Annotated in this window: 18 protein-coding genes; 11 read left to right on the forward strand and 7 right to left on the reverse strand. The window is 63.5% G+C overall.

Going from position 1 to position 18,219, the window contains the following annotated elements:
• Positions 1–141: 141 nt before the first annotated feature.
• Genes JST30_07200 through JST30_07215 form a run of 4 tightly spaced genes read left to right on the forward strand, consistent with a single transcriptional unit; the run spans position 142 to position 3,000 of the window.
• A complete protein-coding gene (locus JST30_07200; GenBank protein MBS1714109.1) occupies positions 142–606 on the forward strand; it encodes a DUF4339 domain-containing protein in 465 nt (154 codons plus the stop codon).
• A gap of 53 nt (positions 607–659) precedes the next feature.
• On the forward strand, positions 660–1,238 hold the full coding sequence (locus JST30_07205) for a peptidylprolyl isomerase (GenBank protein ID MBS1714110.1): 579 nt from the start codon (positions 660–662) through the stop codon (positions 1,236–1,238).
• Complete coding sequence (locus tag JST30_07210) at positions 1,238–2,200, forward strand: ABC transporter permease (GenBank protein MBS1714111.1); 963 nt, start codon at positions 1,238–1,240, stop codon at positions 2,198–2,200. Before JST30_07205 ends, JST30_07210 begins: the two co-directional genes overlap by 1 nt.
• Positions 2,197–3,000, forward strand: a complete 804-nt coding sequence (locus JST30_07215) for an ABC transporter permease (GenBank protein ID MBS1714112.1) — start codon at positions 2,197–2,199, stop codon at positions 2,998–3,000. Before JST30_07210 ends, JST30_07215 begins: the two co-directional genes overlap by 4 nt.
• On the opposite strand, the gene JST30_07220 is transcribed toward JST30_07215, so the two are convergent.
• From JST30_07220 to JST30_07245, 6 genes are read right to left on the reverse strand one after another with little or no spacing between them, the layout of a single operon-like run.
• The gene (locus JST30_07220) at positions 2,997–4,253 is read right to left on the reverse strand and encodes a S41 family peptidase (protein ID MBS1714113.1); all 1,257 of its coding nucleotides are present in this window, start codon (positions 4,251–4,253) and stop codon (positions 2,997–2,999) included. The genes JST30_07215 and JST30_07220 overlap by 4 nt on opposite strands.
• Positions 4,250–5,503 carry a PDZ domain-containing protein gene (locus JST30_07225; protein ID MBS1714114.1) on the reverse strand — a complete coding sequence of 418 codons (1,254 nt, stop codon included), beginning with the start codon at positions 5,501–5,503 and terminating at the stop codon, positions 4,250–4,252. The genes JST30_07220 and JST30_07225 overlap by 4 nt, the downstream gene beginning before the upstream one ends.
• 26 nt (positions 5,504–5,529) lie before the next feature.
• Positions 5,530–5,976 carry a ribose 5-phosphate isomerase B gene (gene rpiB, locus JST30_07230; protein MBS1714115.1) on the reverse strand — a complete coding sequence of 149 codons (447 nt, stop codon included), beginning with the start codon at positions 5,974–5,976 and terminating at the stop codon, positions 5,530–5,532.
• Positions 5,973–8,510 carry a hypothetical protein gene (locus JST30_07235; GenBank protein MBS1714116.1) on the reverse strand — a complete coding sequence of 846 codons (2,538 nt, stop codon included), beginning with the start codon at positions 8,508–8,510 and terminating at the stop codon, positions 5,973–5,975. The genes rpiB and JST30_07235 overlap by 4 nt, the downstream gene beginning before the upstream one ends.
• A complete protein-coding gene (locus tag JST30_07240) occupies positions 8,507–9,355 on the reverse strand; it encodes an S-methyl-5'-thioadenosine phosphorylase (protein MBS1714117.1) in 849 nt (282 codons plus the stop codon). Before JST30_07240 ends, JST30_07235 begins: the two co-directional genes overlap by 4 nt.
• Positions 9,352–10,218 carry an ABC transporter substrate-binding protein gene (locus JST30_07245; GenBank protein ID MBS1714118.1) on the reverse strand — a complete coding sequence of 289 codons (867 nt, stop codon included), beginning with the start codon at positions 10,216–10,218 and terminating at the stop codon, positions 9,352–9,354. The genes JST30_07240 and JST30_07245 overlap by 4 nt, the downstream gene beginning before the upstream one ends.
• Positions 10,219–10,397: 179 nt before the next feature.
• Here JST30_07245 and JST30_07250 point away from each other — a divergent pair, with 179 nt between their 5' ends.
• Genes JST30_07250 through JST30_07265 form a run of 4 tightly spaced genes read left to right on the forward strand, consistent with a single transcriptional unit; the run spans position 10,398 to position 13,954 of the window.
• Positions 10,398–11,426, forward strand: a complete 1,029-nt coding sequence (locus JST30_07250; GenBank protein ID MBS1714119.1) for a rod shape-determining protein — start codon at positions 10,398–10,400, stop codon at positions 11,424–11,426.
• Positions 11,427–11,467: 41 nt separating this feature from the next.
• Entirely contained in the window at positions 11,468–12,223 is a 756-nt protein-coding gene (locus JST30_07255; GenBank protein ID MBS1714120.1) for a rod shape-determining protein MreC, read from the forward strand.
• Complete coding sequence (locus JST30_07260; protein MBS1714121.1) at positions 12,220–12,699, forward strand: hypothetical protein; 480 nt, start codon at positions 12,220–12,222, stop codon at positions 12,697–12,699. Before JST30_07255 ends, JST30_07260 begins: the two co-directional genes overlap by 4 nt.
• Before the next feature lie 4 nt (positions 12,700–12,703).
• A complete protein-coding gene (locus JST30_07265) occupies positions 12,704–13,954 on the forward strand; it encodes a Glu/Leu/Phe/Val dehydrogenase (protein MBS1714122.1) in 1,251 nt (416 codons plus the stop codon).
• Positions 13,955–14,218: 264 nt separating this feature from the next.
• Here the strand turns inward: JST30_07265 and JST30_07270 are convergent, their stop codons facing one another.
• Complete coding sequence (locus tag JST30_07270) at positions 14,219–15,397, reverse strand: hypothetical protein (protein ID MBS1714123.1); 1,179 nt, start codon at positions 15,395–15,397, stop codon at positions 14,219–14,221.
• 167 nt (positions 15,398–15,564) lie between these two features.
• Here JST30_07270 and JST30_07275 point away from each other — a divergent pair, with 167 nt between their 5' ends.
• The 3 genes from JST30_07275 to JST30_07285 all read left to right on the forward strand — a co-directional run bounded on the left by JST30_07275 (position 15,565) and on the right by JST30_07285 (position 18,161).
• Entirely contained in the window at positions 15,565–15,993 is a 429-nt protein-coding gene (locus JST30_07275) for an SRPBCC family protein (GenBank protein MBS1714124.1), read from the forward strand.
• A gap of 70 nt (positions 15,994–16,063) precedes the next feature.
• Positions 16,064–16,684 (forward strand): hypothetical protein, encoded by a 621-nt coding sequence (locus tag JST30_07280; GenBank protein MBS1714125.1) that lies wholly within the window; start codon positions 16,064–16,066, stop codon positions 16,682–16,684.
• A gap of 415 nt (positions 16,685–17,099) precedes the next feature.
• Entirely contained in the window at positions 17,100–18,161 is a 1,062-nt protein-coding gene (locus JST30_07285; GenBank protein MBS1714126.1) for a hypothetical protein, read from the forward strand.
• The last annotated feature ends 58 nt before the right edge of the window (positions 18,162–18,219 follow it).

Here is an 18,219-nt window from a genome sequence, read left to right on the forward strand (position 1 = left end):
CGGGTCCCAATCCGACCGCAACCCCGCGTTAGAATGAACCGTTCGTAGCACAAAGGCTGATCCATGGGCGAGCTCCTGAGCCAGGCAGAATGGTATTACGTCGGCCATTACGGTCAGCTTGGTCCATTGACGTACGAACAGATGACCGAGCTGGCCCGGGACGGCGTCATCGCGGCCGACACGTACGTCTGGCGGCACGGGATCGGTGACTGGCGACAGGCCCGTGACGTCCCCGACCTTGGCTTGAGCGTCCCCAGTCCCGCCTACGAGATCGTGCCTCCGCCTGCTCCCGGGAGTCCGGCGCGCATGGCGCAACGCCCGCCTTCACCCATGGCCGCGGCCCCGATGCCGGGACTCTCGGCAGGACAATGGACGTACCTGGAATCCGGGATCCCTAAGAGCGACAAGAGCCGGGTCGTCGGGGGCCTTCTCAACATTCTCCCGGGGTTCGGACGCTTCTATCTGGGATATGCGGCCCACGGCGTCCTCCAGTTGTTCACCGTCGCATTGTGCGGGATCGGGTTCGTTTGGTCGATCATCGACGGGATCTACATCCTTTTGGGCGGGGTCAAGTACGACGGGTACGGCCGATTGATCGAGGACTAGGTAAGCGGTGCAGGATCGCGCTTTCGGTCGTCTAAGCTTGTGAAGTGAGGACGATGAACGCCCGAGTCCTGTTCCTGCCGCTCCTGTCCAAGGCGGTCGTCGCCGCGATCCTCGCCGTGATCTCGGTGCTCGCGGTCGCGCAGGTCAGGGCCAAGCCAGGACAGACACTCTGGCTCATCGACGTCAAAGGCCGGGGCCAGATCCAGGTCGAACTGTACACGGCGAAGGCGCAAAAGGCGACCGCGCAGATCATCAAGCTCAGCCAGCAAGGGTTTTACAACGGCCAAAAGTTCTTCAAGGTCGTCAAACAGCCACGCCCGTTCCTGATCCAGACGGGCGATCCGGGTTCGAAGTCCAAGCCGATGGACGATCCGAGCCTCGGCAAAGGCGGGAGCGGGGCCCGGGTGCCTTACGAAGACAGCGGAGTGCCGAACGATACGGGCGCGGTCGGCCTGTCGACCTTGCCGAACGACCGCGACAGCGGGGACTCGCAGTTCTACATCCTCTTGGGTCCGGCCAAGTTCCTGGACGGTAGTTACACCGTCTTCGGGAAAGTCGTCGGCGGCATGGACGTCGTCCGAGCCGTCGAACTGGGTGATCAGGTAACGTCCACGTCCATCGTACGTGGTTGATGGGTACTGCCAGACAACTTCTTAAGTCGCTCGCACTCAGGCTCGTCTATGGACTTCTGAGCCTTCTTTTTGTCGCATTCGTGACGTTCGTGGCGGGCGAGTTCGCCCCAGGAGACGCGGCTTTGGCCCGTGTCGGCGAGAAGGCGTCCCGAGAGGCGTACCTAGCGACCCGCAAAGAAATGGGTCTCGACCGTCCTTGGCCCGTCCGGTTCGTCGACTATGTCGCCAAAGCCTCGCACGGAGACTTCGGCAACAGTTGGCTCGGGACGAAAGAGCCGATCGGAACGATCATCGGCCGAGGACTCAAGATGACGGGGAAGATCGCGCTGTTGGCGATCTTGCTGGCGACGATCGTCGGCGTCACGCTCGGGACCGTCGCGGCGGTCTACGAAAACCGGTTGACGGACCGCTTTGCTCTGAGCGTCAGCACGCTTGGCGTCACTGTGCCTAATTTTGTGCTCGGTCCGCTCTTGGTGCTGGTCTTCCATAACCGACTTGGCGTCTTGCCTGACAGCTACGACCCTCAGCTCCGGTTCGACGAGTACTGGTACCTGATTATCCCGGTCGTGATCATGGCGGCCCGTCCGATGGCCACTTTGGCGCGCTTGACCCGGGCGAGCATGGTCGATACGTTGCGCCAAGAGTTCGTCCGTCTGGCCGTCGCCAAAGGCGTGCCGCCGTTCCGGCTCTACGTGGTGCACGCGCTCCGGAACGCCGTCCTTCCGGTCCTGACGTCGATCGGCACGTCGTTCGGCATTCTCCTTACGGGATCGTTCATTACGGAGAGCTTCTATGCTATGCCAGGTCTCGGCTACTACGCGATCAACGCGATCAAGCAGCGCGACACGCCCCTGATCCTGGCCACCGTCCTCGTGACCGGCGCGCTCTTCGTCCTGGTCAACTTGATCGTCGACCTGCTCCTGCCCCTCGTCGATCCTCGCATACGGGAGTCCCAGGTTTGAAGCGCAAGAACGCCGTGCTCGTCTCGGCGGGCGCTTTCCTCGTCGTTCTTGCCGTATTCGCCGTGTTCGGGCCGCAAGTCGGTCACGGGTACACGTTAGCCGCCGGTAAACCGTTCTCCCCGCCGTCGTCCGAGTTTTGGCTAGGTACGGACCAACAGGGACGCGACATTTTCGCGCGATTGGCCTACGGAGCGAGGCTGTCGTTGTTCGTCGGACTTTCGGTCCAAGTCGTCTCCCTTGCCGTCGGAATCTTTGTCGGCGTGACCGGGGTCTTCGGTCCGGCGTGGATCCGTGTCCCTTTGATGAGGTTGACCGACGCGATGTTCGCGTTCCCGGACATCTTGCTCGCGATCCTGATCATCGGGGTTTTCGGAACGGGTTTGGTCCCCGTGATCGTGGCCCTGTCCGTCACGGCCTGGCCCGCCGTCGCACGTTTGGTCCGGACACAGGTCGCCTCGTTGAAGGACCGTGAGTTCTTCGTCGCCTCGCAGGCGCTCGGCGCGGGGACCGTCCACCTCGTGCTCAAGCACGTGTTGCCTCATCTTTGGGGCGTGCTGTTGGCGGTCTCGATGGTCGACGTCGCGGGCACGATCCTGGCCGAGAGTTCGCTCAGCTTCCTCGGCATCGGCGTCCAGCCGCCCGAACCGACCTGGGGCAACATGATCAACGACGCCCGGGTCACGATGAACACGCAACCCGTGATGCTGCTCTGGCCGTGCTTGATCCTCAGCTTGACGGTCTTCGCGCTGAACTTCCTCGGCGACGAAGTCCGGGCCTTGGTCGACCCCCGAAGCCGCTAGCGCTGGACTGCGGGCTTCTTTGCGATCTCGATCGCCTTGCGGAGTTGGGGGTCCTTGACCTCGTCGCCGAAGACGACCTCGTCGTCGAGGTCGACGGTCACGGCGACGTCCGGCTTGAGGCCGCCGCTCACGTACTCTCCGTCCTCGTCGAGCTTCCGTCCGATATCGCGGCCCGACGGTAGGTAGTACTTCGCGATCGTGATCTTCGCGACGGACAGGTCGGCCAGGTTTCGCATGTACTGCACCGACGACTTGCCGTACGTGTGTTCACCGACCAAAGTCGCGAGGTGATAGTCCTGGAGGGCACCCGCGAAGATTTCGGACGCACTGGCCGAATCGGAGTTGACCAGCACGACGACCGGGACCTTGATGCCCTTGACTTTTCCGAACGACGTGAAGACGGTTTCGATCGAGCCGCTCCGCTTCTTCGTTCGGACGACCGGTTTGTTCTCCATGAACCGACTGAGCATGTCGACGGCCGTATCGAGCAACCCGCCGCCGTTGCCCCTCAGATCGATCACGAGGCCTTTTGGGTTTTGGGCCAGGACGTCGTCGAGGGCCGATTCGAACTGCTGTCCGGTCGGTCTGGCAAAGTCGGCCACGGACACGTAACCGACCTCGTCATTGGACACCATGCGGCCTTCGACGGTCGGGATGACGACCAGGGTCCGTCGGATCTCGAACTCGAGCGGCTGCGGTTCTTTGGCCCGCATGACCCGCACTTTGACCATCGAGCCCTCCGGGCCTTTGATCATCGAGACGATTTCGTTGGTGTCCTTTCCGGCCACAGATTCGCCGTTAACGGCGATGACGGTATCGCCCGGCTTGATACCGGCGCGACTTGCAGGTGCGCCTTTGAAGACGACGACGATCTTGGCGCCTGACGGATCGTTACCGAGCTTGGCCCCGATGCCGACGAAATCGCCCTTCGTGATCTGTTTCCACGTGTCGGCGTCGTCCGGTTCGAGAAAGCTCGTATGGGGGTCTCCGAGGGCTTGGAACATCCCTTCGAACGCCGCGTACTTGAGCTTCTGGTCTGAAACAGGTACGGACGAGGAGGCGAGGATCGTGTTGTACTGCTCTTGGAAGATCTCCGTCGCCGACTTCTGTTGACCGAGCTTCGGATTGACGATCGAAGCAAGTCCTTTCAGGTCGGGTTGACGGTTCGCTGTCACGTCGCGCCAGACGAACCCGCTCGAAAAGAGGACGGCGAAGAGCACGAGGAGCCCGAGTCCCTTGGCCACGCCCTTCATCGTGACGCCTCCACGCTTTCGGACTGGTACCTGCCTTCGTTCAATGTATATCCGCTTCCGTCTTCGAGTTCCCGCAGTTCCGTCCAGACCGGCTCTCCGGCCATGGCGCCTCCTTCTGCGACGGCAAAGTTCTTGACCGTCAACGCTGAGGCCAAGATCTCGGCGGCGCCCCGGGTCGAGCGGTCGACGAGCAAGGTCAATTTCTTGGCTACGGGCGCCCCGTTCGTAGTGGTCAGGGTCTTGGACGTTCCTCCCTTTTCTCGGACGATCTCGCCGAACTGGCTCCGGGGGGCGAGTACGGACAAGACGGGGAGCACTTCCTTACAGGCTCCGATCGTGCTCTGTCGAAGGTCGATGGTGACGTCCCCGGGTGGCAGTTTGGAACCCAGTTCGTGGGCGGCGCCTTCGAACATCCTCAAGACGACGGTCTGACCGTCGACTTCGACCGAAGGAAGCTTCAGGACGGCGGTCTCGACGTCGGCTCTTTGGACCTTTCCGCCGTGCGACCACTCCACCGACAGCGTCGTGCCTGATCCGCTGGTCAGGAGGTCGGCCGCGCGCATGGCGCCTATTCCGGCCTTGGCCCGCTTCTGAAAGTCCGTACGCAGGGACTTCAGGGCGGCGGCGTCCCCCTTGCCCTTCGAGACCGCGTCCTGCATGTCCCGTAGCGCCTTGATGTCCCGCCAACTCAGCACCGATTTGCCGTTGACACCGCGGATGACGTCGCCGACCTTCATTCCTGCTCGCTCCGCCGGGCTTCCCGGGAGGACCGTGGCCACGACGATCTCAGGGAACAGCATGGCGGGGTCGGCCGACCGGATGTTCTTCCGGGCCTTTGAGACCTGCGAAGGGTCGATGCCGGCCCGGATCTCGATCCCGACACCGTGGAACGTCCCCTTGAGGCGGTCTTTCGCCTCAGCGAGATGGTCGGCCGGGTGGAACTGGCTTAAGGGGTCCCACAAACCCAGGACCATGCCTTTGACGGCCCCGTAGGCGAGCTTCCGCTCGTCCGCGACGGGTTCGATGTAGTCGCGCTCTAAGATGCGCGTCAACTGATAGAAGTACTCGCCTTCAGGGATGTTGCGGCCACTGTCGGGAGACAGTTCGATGCTGGCGACATCGAGAAGGCCGGTCTTTTTCGGAGCGGCGCCCAGTTCTTGGCGCGTCCGCACCTCGCTCCCCCAAATGAACGACCCGATCGCGGCCAAGGCGGCCACGGCGGGTCCGACGCTCTTCTTCCAGTCCGACATGCTCTTCTTGTGAGACTCCTTACAACTTACGCGCCGTCTGGGTTCCCGTCCAATTTTCGGACCCTGCGCTCGTGCCGCTCCTCGTGGTCTTCCGGGGTTTCAAGGAACGCGGTGAGGATTTTTTCCGCCTCAGGCTCCGTGGTCACCCTGGCACCCAGGCAAAGGACGTTGGCGTGATTGTGCTTCCTTGCCATCTCGGCATGCCCGACCGAGCAACACACCGCTGCCCGGATCCCGGAATGCCTGTTGGCCCGGATGCTGACACCGATCCCGGTGCCACATATCAGGACGCCGAAGTCGGCAGCGCTGTCGCGGAGAGTCCGGACAACCAGGTCGGAAGCATCGGGATAGTCGAACGCTTCCAAACCTGGGGCGCCCACTTCGTCGACCTCATGGCCCTTCGACCTGGCGGCCGAGGCTAAGCTCTGTCGCAGGCTGAAACCTGCATGGTCCGAGCCGAAGACGAGTCTCATCCTCCCGTCACCGGGAACCCTTTGGCCTTGGCAAGCTCTTCAAGGGCCTTCTTGACGAGAGGATCAGGATCGGAGAACGCGTTTCTGACTTCGTCCGGTTGCACCGGTCCGGGCTGGGTCGCGAAGGCGCGGAGCGCCATGGCCCGGACGCGAGGGTCGGTATCGACCACGGCCGACCTGAGGGCGGGGCGATACGCTTCCTTCGCCCGTAGGCGCATGACGTCCAGCAGATACGTCCGGACGGTGGGCGAATCGTCCTTGACACCCTTGAGGGCTTCGGACTGGAGCCCGGGGTCTTTGACGTCGATCAGACGGGCGTACGCACTTGCTCGGACGACCTCGGACGGATCGTTCACGGCCGCGAACAACAGCCTCCTGGCAACAAGGTCGATGCCGGTGTCGGCCCTCCTGGCGATCTCCGTCTTGACGACCGGATCGGGCTCCGTCATCAACATCGTGGACAGGACGGCTCCCGCTAAGGGTGATTTCACGAGCGTGAGGGCGCGAACGGATTCGAGCCGTGCTTCCCGGTTGCGGACCGCCAAGAAGTTCAAGGACTTGACCATGGCCGGATCGGCCAGCGGTGCGATCTGGGCTGCGGCGAACCCTTGGTTATGGTCGAACGGCCCCTTCTCGACCGTGGCCCTCAATTCGGCGAGCGCGTCGGTCGTCCCTTGGAACGCCAGGGCCCTAGCGGCAAGGAAAGCGACGGGGACGTAGGCCGAACGGACCGCCTCGGCCAAGGCCGGGATCGATCCCACGTCCTTGACACGGGTCAAAACGGAGAGGGCCGTCAGTTTCTCGGTCGTATCTTGAGAGGACAGACCCGCCTTGAGCGACGCGAGGTCCTCAGCGTCGGGCGTGTCTTGGATCGCGGCCAGTTCAAGGGCCTTCAGGGACGCCGGTTCGGCCTTGGGGACCTCGACCGGGGCCGGGGCTAACGCGAGGCCGGAGACAGTGAACGTGGCCGTCCCTCGGGTCGTCCGCTCGCAGGCTCCTGGTTCGGCCGGTCCGAACAGGATCGTGACCGCTTTGTGCCCGGCGATCAGCCCTCCGATCGGGACGCTGACGGCATGGAACTGGTCGTCGGCGGGAACGGCCGCGTCGAAGAGCCCCTTACGGCCGGGTTGCTCGACCGGGCCTGCCGAGTCGCCGCCCAAGAGCACCGTGGCGAGCTCTTGACCTTCCGTGCCCACGAGCCGAAGGGCCACGCTTTCGTCGGCCGAGAGTTTGACGCTGGCGTTCAGATACTTCGCGTCAGGAGGGACAAGACCGGAAAAGACCCGCGCGAAACCTCGCAAGACGCGCCCCTTGACCTTGATTTCGAACGCGGAAGCCTGCCCGGAGTCCGGGAGTTGCGAGCACTCGAAACTTCCGGACCCGAAAGGCACGGCGGGTTGGACGCTCTCGTATTCGACGTTTTCGAACGTCGGGACGTCCTCGGACGGTGCCGACTCGAATTCGGCGTACACGCCGCTAGGGGAGAAGCTCCATGCGACGGGTTTCGAGCCGGACGGAGTCCGGAACAGAGTATCGGCCAGTTCGATGCGGACAGCCGTCCGGCCGTCCTTCTTGACCACAGGTCCCTGGACGTCTTCTAGGGTCCAAGCGGCCGGATCCGTCGGCTCGAGGGCCAGCCGTTCGACCGTCGGGCCCCACCAAGGAACGGGAGTCCGAGAGAGTTCGATAGGAGTCTGAGCGGAAACGAGACCGCTCGCTTTGACCACGAGCTGGCGCTTCCAGCATTCGTAGAGGACTGCAGGAAAAGCTTCGCGCGTCGCCTGGTCACCTGTTCGATAGAGCGGCACCACGGAAAGCGGCGTGCTGCCAGACAAGAAAGTGTCGGTCCGGCCTGCGAGACCTCCATGGACGACGAAGACTCCGGCATAGGGGCCCCGGTAGACCTTGTCGTCGGTTTCGAACAGGTCGTTGTTGAAGCAAGGTATGGCGTTCTGGTAGACGAACCGGGCTCCGAAGGATCCGAGCGGCAGAGACGTCGGATCCGTGCCGATGTCCAGTCTAGCGGCCTGAGGCGGGTCCTCTTTTCCCGCTTCGGTCTCGACCACGAACGGGTCGCCCTCGGTCTGGAGGTCGAGCTTCACGTCGACTTTTCCGCCGAGCGATCCTTCGAGCATGGCCTCGAACGTCGCCAGTCCGGATCGAAGGTCGGCAAGGTCGGGGCCATCGATGACCGTCCGTCGTTGGCGGACGACGCCCGCCGGGCTCTTTTGGAGGACCGTCGTGTCGTCGAAGACGATGACTTTCAAGCGATAAGCCGGCTTGGTGGTGCTTTGGTCGACCTTCGAGTACAGCTCCTTGAAGTCGCCCCAGCCTCCATCGACGAGATACGGTCGGTCGATTCGCCCTGTGCCAGCGACGGCGACGCGGCTCGTCCCGATCAGCACGGTCGGCGTGTTCCTGCCGAAGGGTCCGCCCGAAGGGAACGTCACCTCGGGGACTGCCGGCTTGGCGTCCTGCGTCGTAGGTTGTGCTTGACTCAGGAAGGTCGCGAAGACCAAGGCGCTGACGGTCATGTCACCTCAAAAAGACGCACGTCCATCGGAGACGTCGCATGACCGTCGCCCCTTGTGAACTGTAGGGCCTCTCGGCCTCCGATGCCGGAAAGGTCGGCAGGAAGACGCTTCACAAGGTCTAGGACGACGCTCCGGGCCTTCTCGGCGTTGCTCATGAACACTTCGAGCACGTTATGGGCGGTGACCGCTTCGGTGTCGGCCACGATCCCGCTGTCGTAGTCGGTGACGAGCGAGATGTTCACCACGCCCATACCGAGTTCGTGACACAGGTAAGCCTCGGGGTACTGCGTCATGTTGACGACGTGCCACCCCATTTGGGTGAACCACGCGCTCTCCGCTTTCGTCGAAAAGCGCGGGCCCTGGATCACGACGACCGTGCCGCCGTCGTGACAGGTGATGCCGTTGGCTTCGATCGCCTCGCAGGCGAGCCGGCGGAGGGCCTTGTCGTACATGTCGGCGGGGCTGACGTGCGTCGTGATCGGCCCGTCGTAGAACGTGTCGGGTCTCCCGCTCGTCCGGTCGACGAACTGGTCTGCGACCAAAAAGTCGCCGGGTGCGATGTGCCGTTGAAGGCTACCGACCGCGCACGGGCTGACGACCGCTTTCACGCCGAGTCGGTGGAAGGCCCAGACGTTCGCCCTGTAGTTGACCTTCTGGGGCGGGATGGTATGACGCCGGCCGTGACGGGGCATGAACGCGACCTGGCGGCCGTGGACGGTCGCGACGAAGACGCTGTCGCTGGGGGGGCCGTAAGGCGTATCGACCTTGACCTCCGTGATGTCCTCAAGGAGGCTGTAGAACCCCGAACCTCCGAAAACGCCGATCTCGATGGGGGTGCGGCTCACTTCGACGTCCTTCCTTCAGCGACCCGGGCGACCTGGTTGCTGACGCTGTCGATGAACGCTTCGACACGGGCGCCGGTACGGTAGAGGATGTCGGATCGGACTTCGTACACGTGGCGTAGTCTGACAGCCTTGGTCGAGGCCAGTCTCGGGTCTTTCAGGATCTTCTCTCCCTCGCCGAACCCGGTGAAGACGATCTCGGGATCGCCCGCTACGAGTTGTTCGACCGGGAACGGTGCGAAGAGCCGCGTGTCGGGGCCGATGACGTCGACGCCGCAGGTTTTGAGGACGTCGGCGACGAACGAGCCTTTGCCTGCGGTCAGGAACTCTCCCGATCCGGCCATGAGGACACAGCCCTTGACCCTTGGTTCGGGGACTTTCGAGGCGGCCGTTTCGGCAGCGTTGTGGACTTTGTCGACGAGGTCGGACACGCGCGTGATGGTGCCGGTCATCGATCCGAAGTCGAGGAGCTGGTCCTCGTACTGCGCGATCGTCGTGGGCGAAACGTCGACGAGGGTCGCGCCTGTCTGGAGGAGTTTCTGCTTGACGTCGTCGCCGAAGAGGGCGCCGTCGAAGATGATGACTTCGGGCCGGATCTGCGCGATCTTTTCGAAGTCGGGTTTCGTGCCGTCGACGACGACCGGGACTTGCTTGACGCCCGCCGGGAAGTCGCACGACGAACTTCGGCCCTGCATCGAGTTCGAAAGTCCGATCTGAGACACGATCTCGGTCGTGCTCGGACTGAGGCTCACGATCCTCTTGGGCTTGTCGATCGGCCGTCCTTCGATACCGCGTTGAGGCTGTTCGCACCCGATGACGAAGGCCAACGTCGTCAGGGCGGCGAGCGCCCAGAACTTCCCGCGCATGGACGGATTGTGACGCATCGCGGCACCGTCCGCCCCTTGTCCGGCTGGGACTCGCGCGGCGCCCGGCTTCGGCCCACGCTAGGTTCGCGCGATGTGTCATCTTTGCCAGGAAAGGGCCGCGGCTCCTTTTCTCCTTTTTCATGAAGTCCAACGGCCAGCCCGTGCCCCTTTGGAGGTCCATCCTGAAGCGCTTCACCAGCGACATCGGGATCGACCTCGGGACGGCCAACACCCTTGTCCACGTGGCGGGACGAGGCATCTTGATCCGCGAGCCGAGCGTCGTCGCGATCAACAAGGACACGAAGGAAGTCCTGGAAGTGGGTGAGGAAGCCCGGCGGATGCTCGGACGGACGCCTGCGAACATCGTCGCCACCCGTCCGCTCCGCGACGGTGTCATCGCCGACTACGAGATGACCCTGAAGATGATCCAGAAATTCATCAAGAGGGCACGGAGCGGGATCACCTTGCACCAGACCGTCGTGGTCGGTATTCCGAGCGGCGTGACGGAGGTAGAACGCGACGCCGTCCTCGACGCGTGCAAGAAAGCGGGCGCGCACAAGGCGTACGTCATCGAGGAACCCATGGCCGCCGCGATCGGCGCCGGGCTTCCGATCGTCGAGCCGATCGGAAGCATGATCGTCGACATCGGAGGCGGGACGACCGAAGTCGCGGTGATCTCGCTCGCGGGCATCGTCCACTCGCGCTCGATCCGGGTCGCGGGCGACGAGATCGACGAAGCGATCGGCGCCTATGTCAGGCGGGCCCACAACCTCTTCATCGGAGACCGGACGGCCGAACAGGCGAAGATCGAAATCGGAAGCGCTTACCCGCTGGAAGAGGTCTTGACCTTAGAGGTCAAGGGACGCGACTTGGTGACGGGCCTGCCCCGCAGCGCCGTCATCTCCAGCGAAGAGATCCGGGTCGCGATCCAAGAGCCGGTCAATTCGATCGTCGAAGCGGTCAAGCTCACGCTGGAAGCGACGCCTCCAGAACTTGCCGCGGACTGCATGAATCACGGTATCGTCCTCGCTGGAGGCGGGGCCCTTCTCAGAGGTCTCGACAGGTTGATCAGCGAAGAGACGTCCATGCCCGTCCATATCGCACCGAACCCCCTCGACTGTGTCGCGATCGGCACGGGCCGCATGCTCGATGCCCTCTATGAAGAGCCGGCGATCCGCCGCATGCTGGAGAAAGCATCGAGGGGTTAGAAGGTTCCCGGCGTCCGGACTGGATCGCCTTCGCCGTTTTCGTGGCCCTTGCCATCGTGTTCGGGCAGTTCCAGAACCGTGCCCGGGCGACAGGGTCCGTCGATCCGGTCTCTGGTTTCACAAGGACCGTGACCCTTCCCCTCGCACGCGCGTTCGACGGGATGTCCGCGTGGTTCGGATCGACGGCCGTCAACCTGACCTCCGGCCCGGGCCTGCAGCGCGAGTTGGCGCGGCTCAAGGATGTGGAGAGTGCGGCCAAGCTTTACGCCGATACGGTGGCCGTGAAGGACCAGACGATCGCGTCCCTCCGGGCCCTGCAAGGGTTCCCCGACGTCGGCCGGACGCGCGTTCCTGCCAGGACGGTCGCCTACTTCGCCTACCAGAACCAAGTGACGGTCTCGGCCGGCCGCGACCAAGGCGTGACGAAGGGCTTGCCCGTCGTCAGCGCCCAGGGCCTGCTCGGCGTCGTACAGGCCGTCGAAGCGGACCGGTGCCAGGTGTTGCTGTTGACTTCGCCCGCCGTGAAGATCGGCGCGATGGTGTTCCGGGACCCGCCTGTCGCCGGGTTCTTGAAGGGTCAGTCGCCGGTCCGCCTGACCTTGGACGTGCTCGACACGAACAAGGTCGAGGTCGGCGATCCCGTGGTCACGTCCGGATTCTCGGAAAAGATCCCTCGGGGACTGGCCGTCGGCCGCGTCGTCCAAGTCGTCACCGACGAGAACTACGGCATCCGCCGCGTCTACGTGGCCCCGGCCGTGCAGGTCGGCAAGGCCACCGAAGTCTGGGTGCTGAAATGAACGCGCTCAAAGTCGCGGGAGTGGTCGTCCTGCTGTGGCTCGCGTCGTGCTGGAACCAGTCCGAAGCCGGCCGGTCGTTACTGTTCGGCCATCGCTTCAATCCCGTCCTGGTCGTGCTCGTCCTTGCCTCCGTACGCTCCCGACCAGGCGTCTCGGCTTTCTTCGGATTCATGGCCGGCGTCCTGGCCGCAGGGCCGGCAGGTGCGGACATGACGGCCTTGACGCTCTCCCGGACGGCCGTTTCGTTCTTGACGTCGTTCGTCGTCGGACTCGGCCTCCAGGTGGGAAGCCTGCTCGTCGGACTGGTCGCGATCGTGTTCACTCTTGTCGCCCAAACCGGCCTCTTGTTCATGGCCCAGCCGCCTGACATCGGTGCGTTCCTAGGGGTTACAATCGGGACAGCGATCTACAACGGTGTCGTCGCGGCGTCCCTAGACGCTCTCCTGCGGCGATGGCTGGACCCGCCGGTGGATTGAAAGGATGAGCGAAGTCAACGTCTTAGAAATGGCCCGCAAGCAGCTTGCGTCGGCCGCGAAGTATCTCGACCTCGACGAGGGCCTTCACGCCGTCCTCGCCCAGCCCAAAAGGCAGGTCGTCGTCAACTTTCCCGTCGTGATGGACAACGGTTCCGTGGAGTGCTTCCAGGGCTATCGCGTCCAACACAACTCGAGCCGCGGCCCGACGAAAGGCGGTCTCCGCTACCACCCCGAAGTCGACCTGGACGAAGCCACCGCGCTCGCCATGTGGATGACGTGGAAGTGCGCGGTCGTCAACATCCCCTATGGAGGCGCGAAGGGCGGCGTCAAGGTCAACACGAAGAAGGTCAGTAAGCGCGAGCTCGAGAAGCTGACCCGCCGCTTCATCTCCGAGCTCAACATCGTCGTCGGCGAACGCAGCGACATCCCCGCCCCGGACGTGGGTACGAACCCGCAGGTCATGGCCTGGATCATGGACACGCTGTCGATGCAGGTCGGATACACGGCGCCGGGCGTCGTCACGGGCAAACCGATCGAGCTGGGCGGCTCCGAGGGCCGCGTCGAGGCCACGGGCCGCGGCGTTGTCGTCAGCGCGCACGAAGCTTGCAAAGTCCTGAACATGGATTTCGCGAGCAGCAAGATCGTCGTCCAAGGCTTCGGGAACGTCGGTTCGGTCGCGGCCGAACTCAGCGAAGAGGCCGGCGCCAAAGTCATCGCGGTCAGTGACGCGACGGGTGCGATCTATAACGAGAACGGCCTGCCCATCCGCGAGCTCTACGAGCGGTACAGCGGCATCGACGGCGGCATCCGGAACTACAAGGAGTGCGACCAGATCACGAACGCCGAGCTGCTCGCCCTCAAGTGCGACATCTTGATGCCGAACGCGATCCAGAGCCAGATCACGGGCGAGAACGCGGGCGACGTCAAGGCCCGGCTCATCGTCGAGGGCGCGAACGGCCCCACGACTCCGGAGGCGGACGACATCCTGTCCGACAAAGGCGTCATGGTCGTGCCGGACATCCTTGCCAACGCGGGCGGCGTCGTCACGAGCTACTTCGAATGGGTGCAAGACCTGCAGAACTTCTTCTGGGAAGAAGAGCAGGTCAACGACAGGCTCTCGCGCATCATGCGCAGCGCCTTCGCCGCCGTCCATGCGACTCAGCTCAAGCACAAGACGGACATGCGCACCGCCGCCATGATCATCGCCGTCGACCGCGTGGCCCACGCTACGACCGTCCGCGGCATCTTCCCGTAAGCCGGTCTCAAAGAGAAGGCCGCTCGGCGCGGCCTTCTCTGGGCCCGGTCAGGTTCCTGCCGTCAGACGCCTCAGACCGTGCTCTTTCTCCGTGCTCAAGAGCTTGCAGCGCCCTGTTTCCGTATCACGACCGTAATACGTCCGTAATACGTCCGTATCACGCGTGATACGGACGGACGACGCCGAGGCCCCGGTCGGAGTGTGGACGCAGGTCGGTATCCCGGACCACACGCGGGAGACGACGGTCGGTCTTTCCACGCGCGACTATCCTGGCGACTGGGGGTTCCTTGTCCAGACGGTGAACTGGAACTGCGTGTCGGTCAAAGCACCGGCCGAGTCCCAGAACCGGAGGACGAAGCCGCCGTTGCCCGGGTTCACGACTCCGAACGTGCGGGGCGACGAGACGACGGGCGTGACTGTGACGACGTGGCTGCTGTTGCTGTACGTCTCGCCGTCGACCGTCACCGTATAGAAGCCCGTGGAGTCCTTGACGACCGAGAAGTTGCCCGTCCCGCCCGCAATGGTGCCGGCCGCGTTGACCGTCCCATAAGCCATCGGGACGGCGACGCTGGGTGAGTTCAAGGCATAAGTCCGATAATAGAACCCCGTGTTGTGCACCGCGCCGGCCGACGTTCCCAGTGTGACCGTCTGTCCGTTCCCGAAGAACCGGCCCGCGCCCGCAGCGCTGTTGCCCGCTCGGCCGACGACACCGAAGCCGTTCGGCCGCCCGGACTGGCCGTACACGCCGTGGCCGTTTTCGACCACTAGGAAGGTGTCCGAAACCCCGATCACACCGCTCCCGTCTGTGCCTGCCCACCCTTTGACCGCGCTACCGGTCTGATTGAAGACATGGAAGGCGTCGCTGGTACCGTTGAAGCTCTTCAGGAACGGAAGCGTCACGCCGTCCGCAAAGGGCACCCACTTCGACCCGTCGAAGTGGAGGACGTTGCCGTCTTCCGGAGGCAAGTTCGAGACCGTGGACGATTGAAGCTTGACGACTCTCGCCGCGCTGAGAGGGCCGGACAGGTCTCCTCCGACGGACAACCTGGCGTCAGGCACGGTGCCGCTTGCCAGCGCCGAGGCGTTCAGACCCGTCAAGAGATTGCCGGAGCCTGTGAAGGAGTTGGAGGCGTTGTTGAAGTTGTTGACGCCGCTCCAATTGTTGGTCGCGCCGACCTGCCCGTAGGCGGACGAAGCCTGGCCGCCGAGTTTGGCGGCGTCGACCCCAGTGACGGCCGAGCCGTCTCCGGACAGGTGCCCTGCGAGCACGGTGCCCGAGACGTTCACATGACCGGCTTGCGGCGTGCCGGGCGTGGTCGGTTGCAACCGCACCATGAACTCCTTCGCGCTTTGGGCGACGGCGGGGCCGGAGTGGACGAGTCCCCAAGCCGCGAGTCCACCTGTGAAACCAAGGACGACCGTCCTGACGTCGTTTGCTCTCATCGAGGGTCATGGTAGCGCAGGATCGTTGCGAAGGAACACTGACGTTGGTAAGGGCGCGGAAGCTTGGCCCTGGTTCCGGTCTTCTTACCGGGCTTCCGGGAGAGAACGCACGGCCAGAGTCCGGCGTCTGGGATGGAACCGGGCCAAGCGCCCGTCCAAGGAAACCCATGCCCGACTTTACAAAATCGATCGATGTGGCCGCGACCGGGGAAGAGGTGATCGCCTTCGTCGCCGACCCGAAGAACATGCCGAAGTACCTTCCGACGGTCAAAAGGGCGTCCATGGAGGACGAAGACCACGTCCACATAGCCGTCGAGATCGACGGCGAAGACCATGAGGACGGCGGCTACCTCCGCGTGGACGGCGATAGGGCCCTTAAGTGGGGCTCAGAGGACCACGACTACCACGGTCGGATCGAGGCGATGGGCGACGGCGACGGATCGACAGTGACGATCCATCTTCACATCAACCCCCCGCCAGACCTGGACAAGAAGATGGAAGAGCACAGCGGCGGAAACTGGGAGTCCCGGATCGACCAGGGCTTGGACCAGGCCCTTTCTTCGATCAAACGCGAAGTCGAAGCACGGGTGGTCTGACGCATGGCGGCTCCCGTGCGGGAACGTATCGGGTGACGGCCGGCGTAGAGGCCTATGAAGGTGTAGAACGATGCCGATCATCCCGTTGATCCTGCTGGGAGCGTCCGCCTGGACGCACGGTCCTGACGAGTTCGGATTGAAACCTGGAACCGAGAGGGTCTATCAGACCACGACCGGTGCGGAACGTGAGAAGCTCCAAAAGTCGAAAGTGGTCGGACAGACGCGCGCCCAGGGAATGGACGTGTTCGACATCAAGATGGAGAACGGTCGGCACCAGTTTTTCGGCGTTTCGCCCGAAGGGTTGTTCCAGTTCTACGTGTCCGACATGCAAGGTACGACCTTGGACAAGGACTCGGCTCCCGTGCCCGTCCTCTTGAAGAACAAGCGTGCGGGACAATCGTGGGAATGGGTCGAACCGTTCCGAGGACAGACGAGCGGCGGACCAGGGGCGAAAGAGCTCGACTGGGAGCGGTTGAAGACCCACTGCAAAGCCACTTTGGTCAGCGTTGATGAGAAGGTGACCGTCCCTGCGGGAACGTTCGTGACGTGGCACGTGACCGTTCAGCGGCACTCTGAAGACCTTGGCGACAGTCGCCAGGAGACGTGGATCGCGCCAGGTACGGGCATCGTCAAGCAGACTTCGGCCCAAGGCGAGTGGAAGTCGTCCACAGTCCTTGTCAGCCGCGAGTAGAAGGGGCGAAAGTCGGCGGCTGTCGAAATCGTGCCTGCCCGCCCGCCCCGTCACGCGGCCATGGGCTTGTCCGGAACGCCGCAGGACGAAGGGACGAACGTCAAGCGACGATCCGGGCGAAGACTCTTCGCCCCCGATGGCGACAGGGTGTGAACAGTCCACGTCATCTTTGAACCGGAATATTCGTGCGGGGCCGATTTTCCACCGTCTTCTCCACACAATTGGCGATCCGAAGAGGACGTTGCCGAACGCGCGGTCGGGCGCCTGACGTTAGGCGGCCATGACCGCGAAGGCCCCCTTTCAGAAATCTGCACATATTCGAAGCGGCATCCGGGTTGTCAGTCCCTCTGATTCCAACGTACAGAAGGAAGGAGGGACGTCCCGGTTGAACAAGCCTGAGTCCGTCCGTTGTCCGATGAAACACCTTCTGCTCTTGGCCGCACTTTTCTCACCGTCAGCGTTCGCAGGAGTCGTCTATAGCCAACCCCACAACGGCACTGGAGCCCTCTTGCAGTCGTCATGGCTCGATCCGGACGGCTATGACGGCGATTGGTACACGTACGACAGCTTCGTCCTCGCCTCCGATACGGACGTGACCGAGGTCCGCTGGCGGGGCGGTTACATCTACGGGGCGATGTTCGGCAAGGCCTTCGATTTCAGCGTGTACTTCTTCGAGTCGGCGGCGTTGGACAGCCAGCCCCTTTGCGGCAACCCGCACGTCGAGGACAACATCTATCTGGCCCGCTACTTCGTGAACGGAAACGCCCAGGAAACCGCCGCCGGAACGTTCGGTGGCACGACGATGTACGACTACCGTTACACGCTGTCCCGACCCCTTCACTTGAGCGGTGGCGTCAAGTATTGGATCCGGATGTTGGCCTCCCATCCTTCGGTCCCGGACTGGGGCATCGCAACCGGATCGGGCGGCAACGGTAGCCACTTCTACTTCAATGCAGGCGGCGCACGGTTCGGCTCCAAGAGCGGAGACACGGCGTTCACCTTGTACGGGTCGCAGAGTCAGACGGTCGTGCCCTCTTCGGTGACCGTCGTGCTCGGACAGCACACGGCAGGCACGGTGGCCGATCTGGCCGTGGCGGACGGAACCGATTACGCCGTCTGCAAATTCGTCGTTCCGACCCAGCAGTCTCCGATCGTCAACGTGGTCGTCGACGGCGCGACGACGCTGTCCGCGGCATCGTCGTACATCTTCAAGGTCCGGGCGCACATGCTCAATTCCGGACAGTTCCAGGCCGCCTTGGAGCCCTACCGGTTCGTGAACGGGGTCTATGACACCGGCGTCAAGACGGCGGTCGGAACGACCTATACCGACTTCAGTGCCACGGCGACTCCTGCCGGCGACTACGTCGGTGCTTCGGGTGAAGTCCGGGCCCGGGTGAGGACGTGGAGGGTCGGGCCGAGCGCGTCAGCCGCTCCTTGTCTGGGCCTCGATCAGGCGGTCTGGACATTGACCGATTGAACGGACCCCGTGAGGGGCCATCGGGCCTGAGGGACTTGCGGCCGACATGACCGGGGGA

It is taken from the genome of Armatimonadota bacterium (assembly GCA_018268395.1).
GTDB lineage: Bacteria > Armatimonadota > Fimbriimonadia > Fimbriimonadales > Fimbriimonadaceae > JAEURO01.

Excerpts from the sequence above, each read along its gene's own strand:
- JST30_07260 (MBS1714121.1), top strand. The coding sequence starts at position 12,220 with ATGAACGCGCTCAAAGTCGCGGGAGTGGTCGTCCTGCTGTGGCTCGCG.
- JST30_07275 (MBS1714124.1), top strand. The coding sequence starts at position 15,565 with ATGCCCGACTTTACAAAATCGATCGATGTGGCCGCGACCGGGGAAGAG.
- JST30_07270 (MBS1714123.1), bottom strand. The coding sequence starts at position 15,397 with ATGAGAGCAAACGACGTCAGGACGGTCGTCCTTGGTTTCACAGGTGGA.
- JST30_07265 (MBS1714122.1), top strand. The coding sequence starts at position 12,704 with ATGAGCGAAGTCAACGTCTTAGAAATGGCCCGCAAGCAGCTTGCGTCG.
- rpiB (MBS1714115.1), bottom strand. The coding sequence starts at position 5,976 with ATGAGACTCGTCTTCGGCTCGGACCATGCAGGTTTCAGCCTGCGACAG.
- JST30_07280 (MBS1714125.1), top strand. The coding sequence starts at position 16,064 with ATGCCGATCATCCCGTTGATCCTGCTGGGAGCGTCCGCCTGGACGCAC.
- JST30_07225 (MBS1714114.1), bottom strand. The coding sequence starts at position 5,503 with ATGTCGGACTGGAAGAAGAGCGTCGGACCCGCCGTGGCCGCCTTGGCC.
- JST30_07205 (MBS1714110.1), top strand. The coding sequence starts at position 660 with ATGAACGCCCGAGTCCTGTTCCTGCCGCTCCTGTCCAAGGCGGTCGTC.
- JST30_07245 (MBS1714118.1), bottom strand. The coding sequence starts at position 10,218 with ATGCGCGGGAAGTTCTGGGCGCTCGCCGCCCTGACGACGTTGGCCTTC.
- JST30_07210 (MBS1714111.1), top strand. The coding sequence starts at position 1,238 with ATGGGTACTGCCAGACAACTTCTTAAGTCGCTCGCACTCAGGCTCGTC.
- JST30_07285 (MBS1714126.1), top strand. The coding sequence starts at position 17,100 with ATGAAACACCTTCTGCTCTTGGCCGCACTTTTCTCACCGTCAGCGTTC.
- JST30_07220 (MBS1714113.1), bottom strand. The coding sequence starts at position 4,253 with ATGAAGGGCGTGGCCAAGGGACTCGGGCTCCTCGTGCTCTTCGCCGTC.
- JST30_07235 (MBS1714116.1), bottom strand. The coding sequence starts at position 8,510 with ATGACCGTCAGCGCCTTGGTCTTCGCGACCTTCCTGAGTCAAGCACAA.
- JST30_07200 (MBS1714109.1), top strand. The coding sequence starts at position 142 with ATGACCGAGCTGGCCCGGGACGGCGTCATCGCGGCCGACACGTACGTC.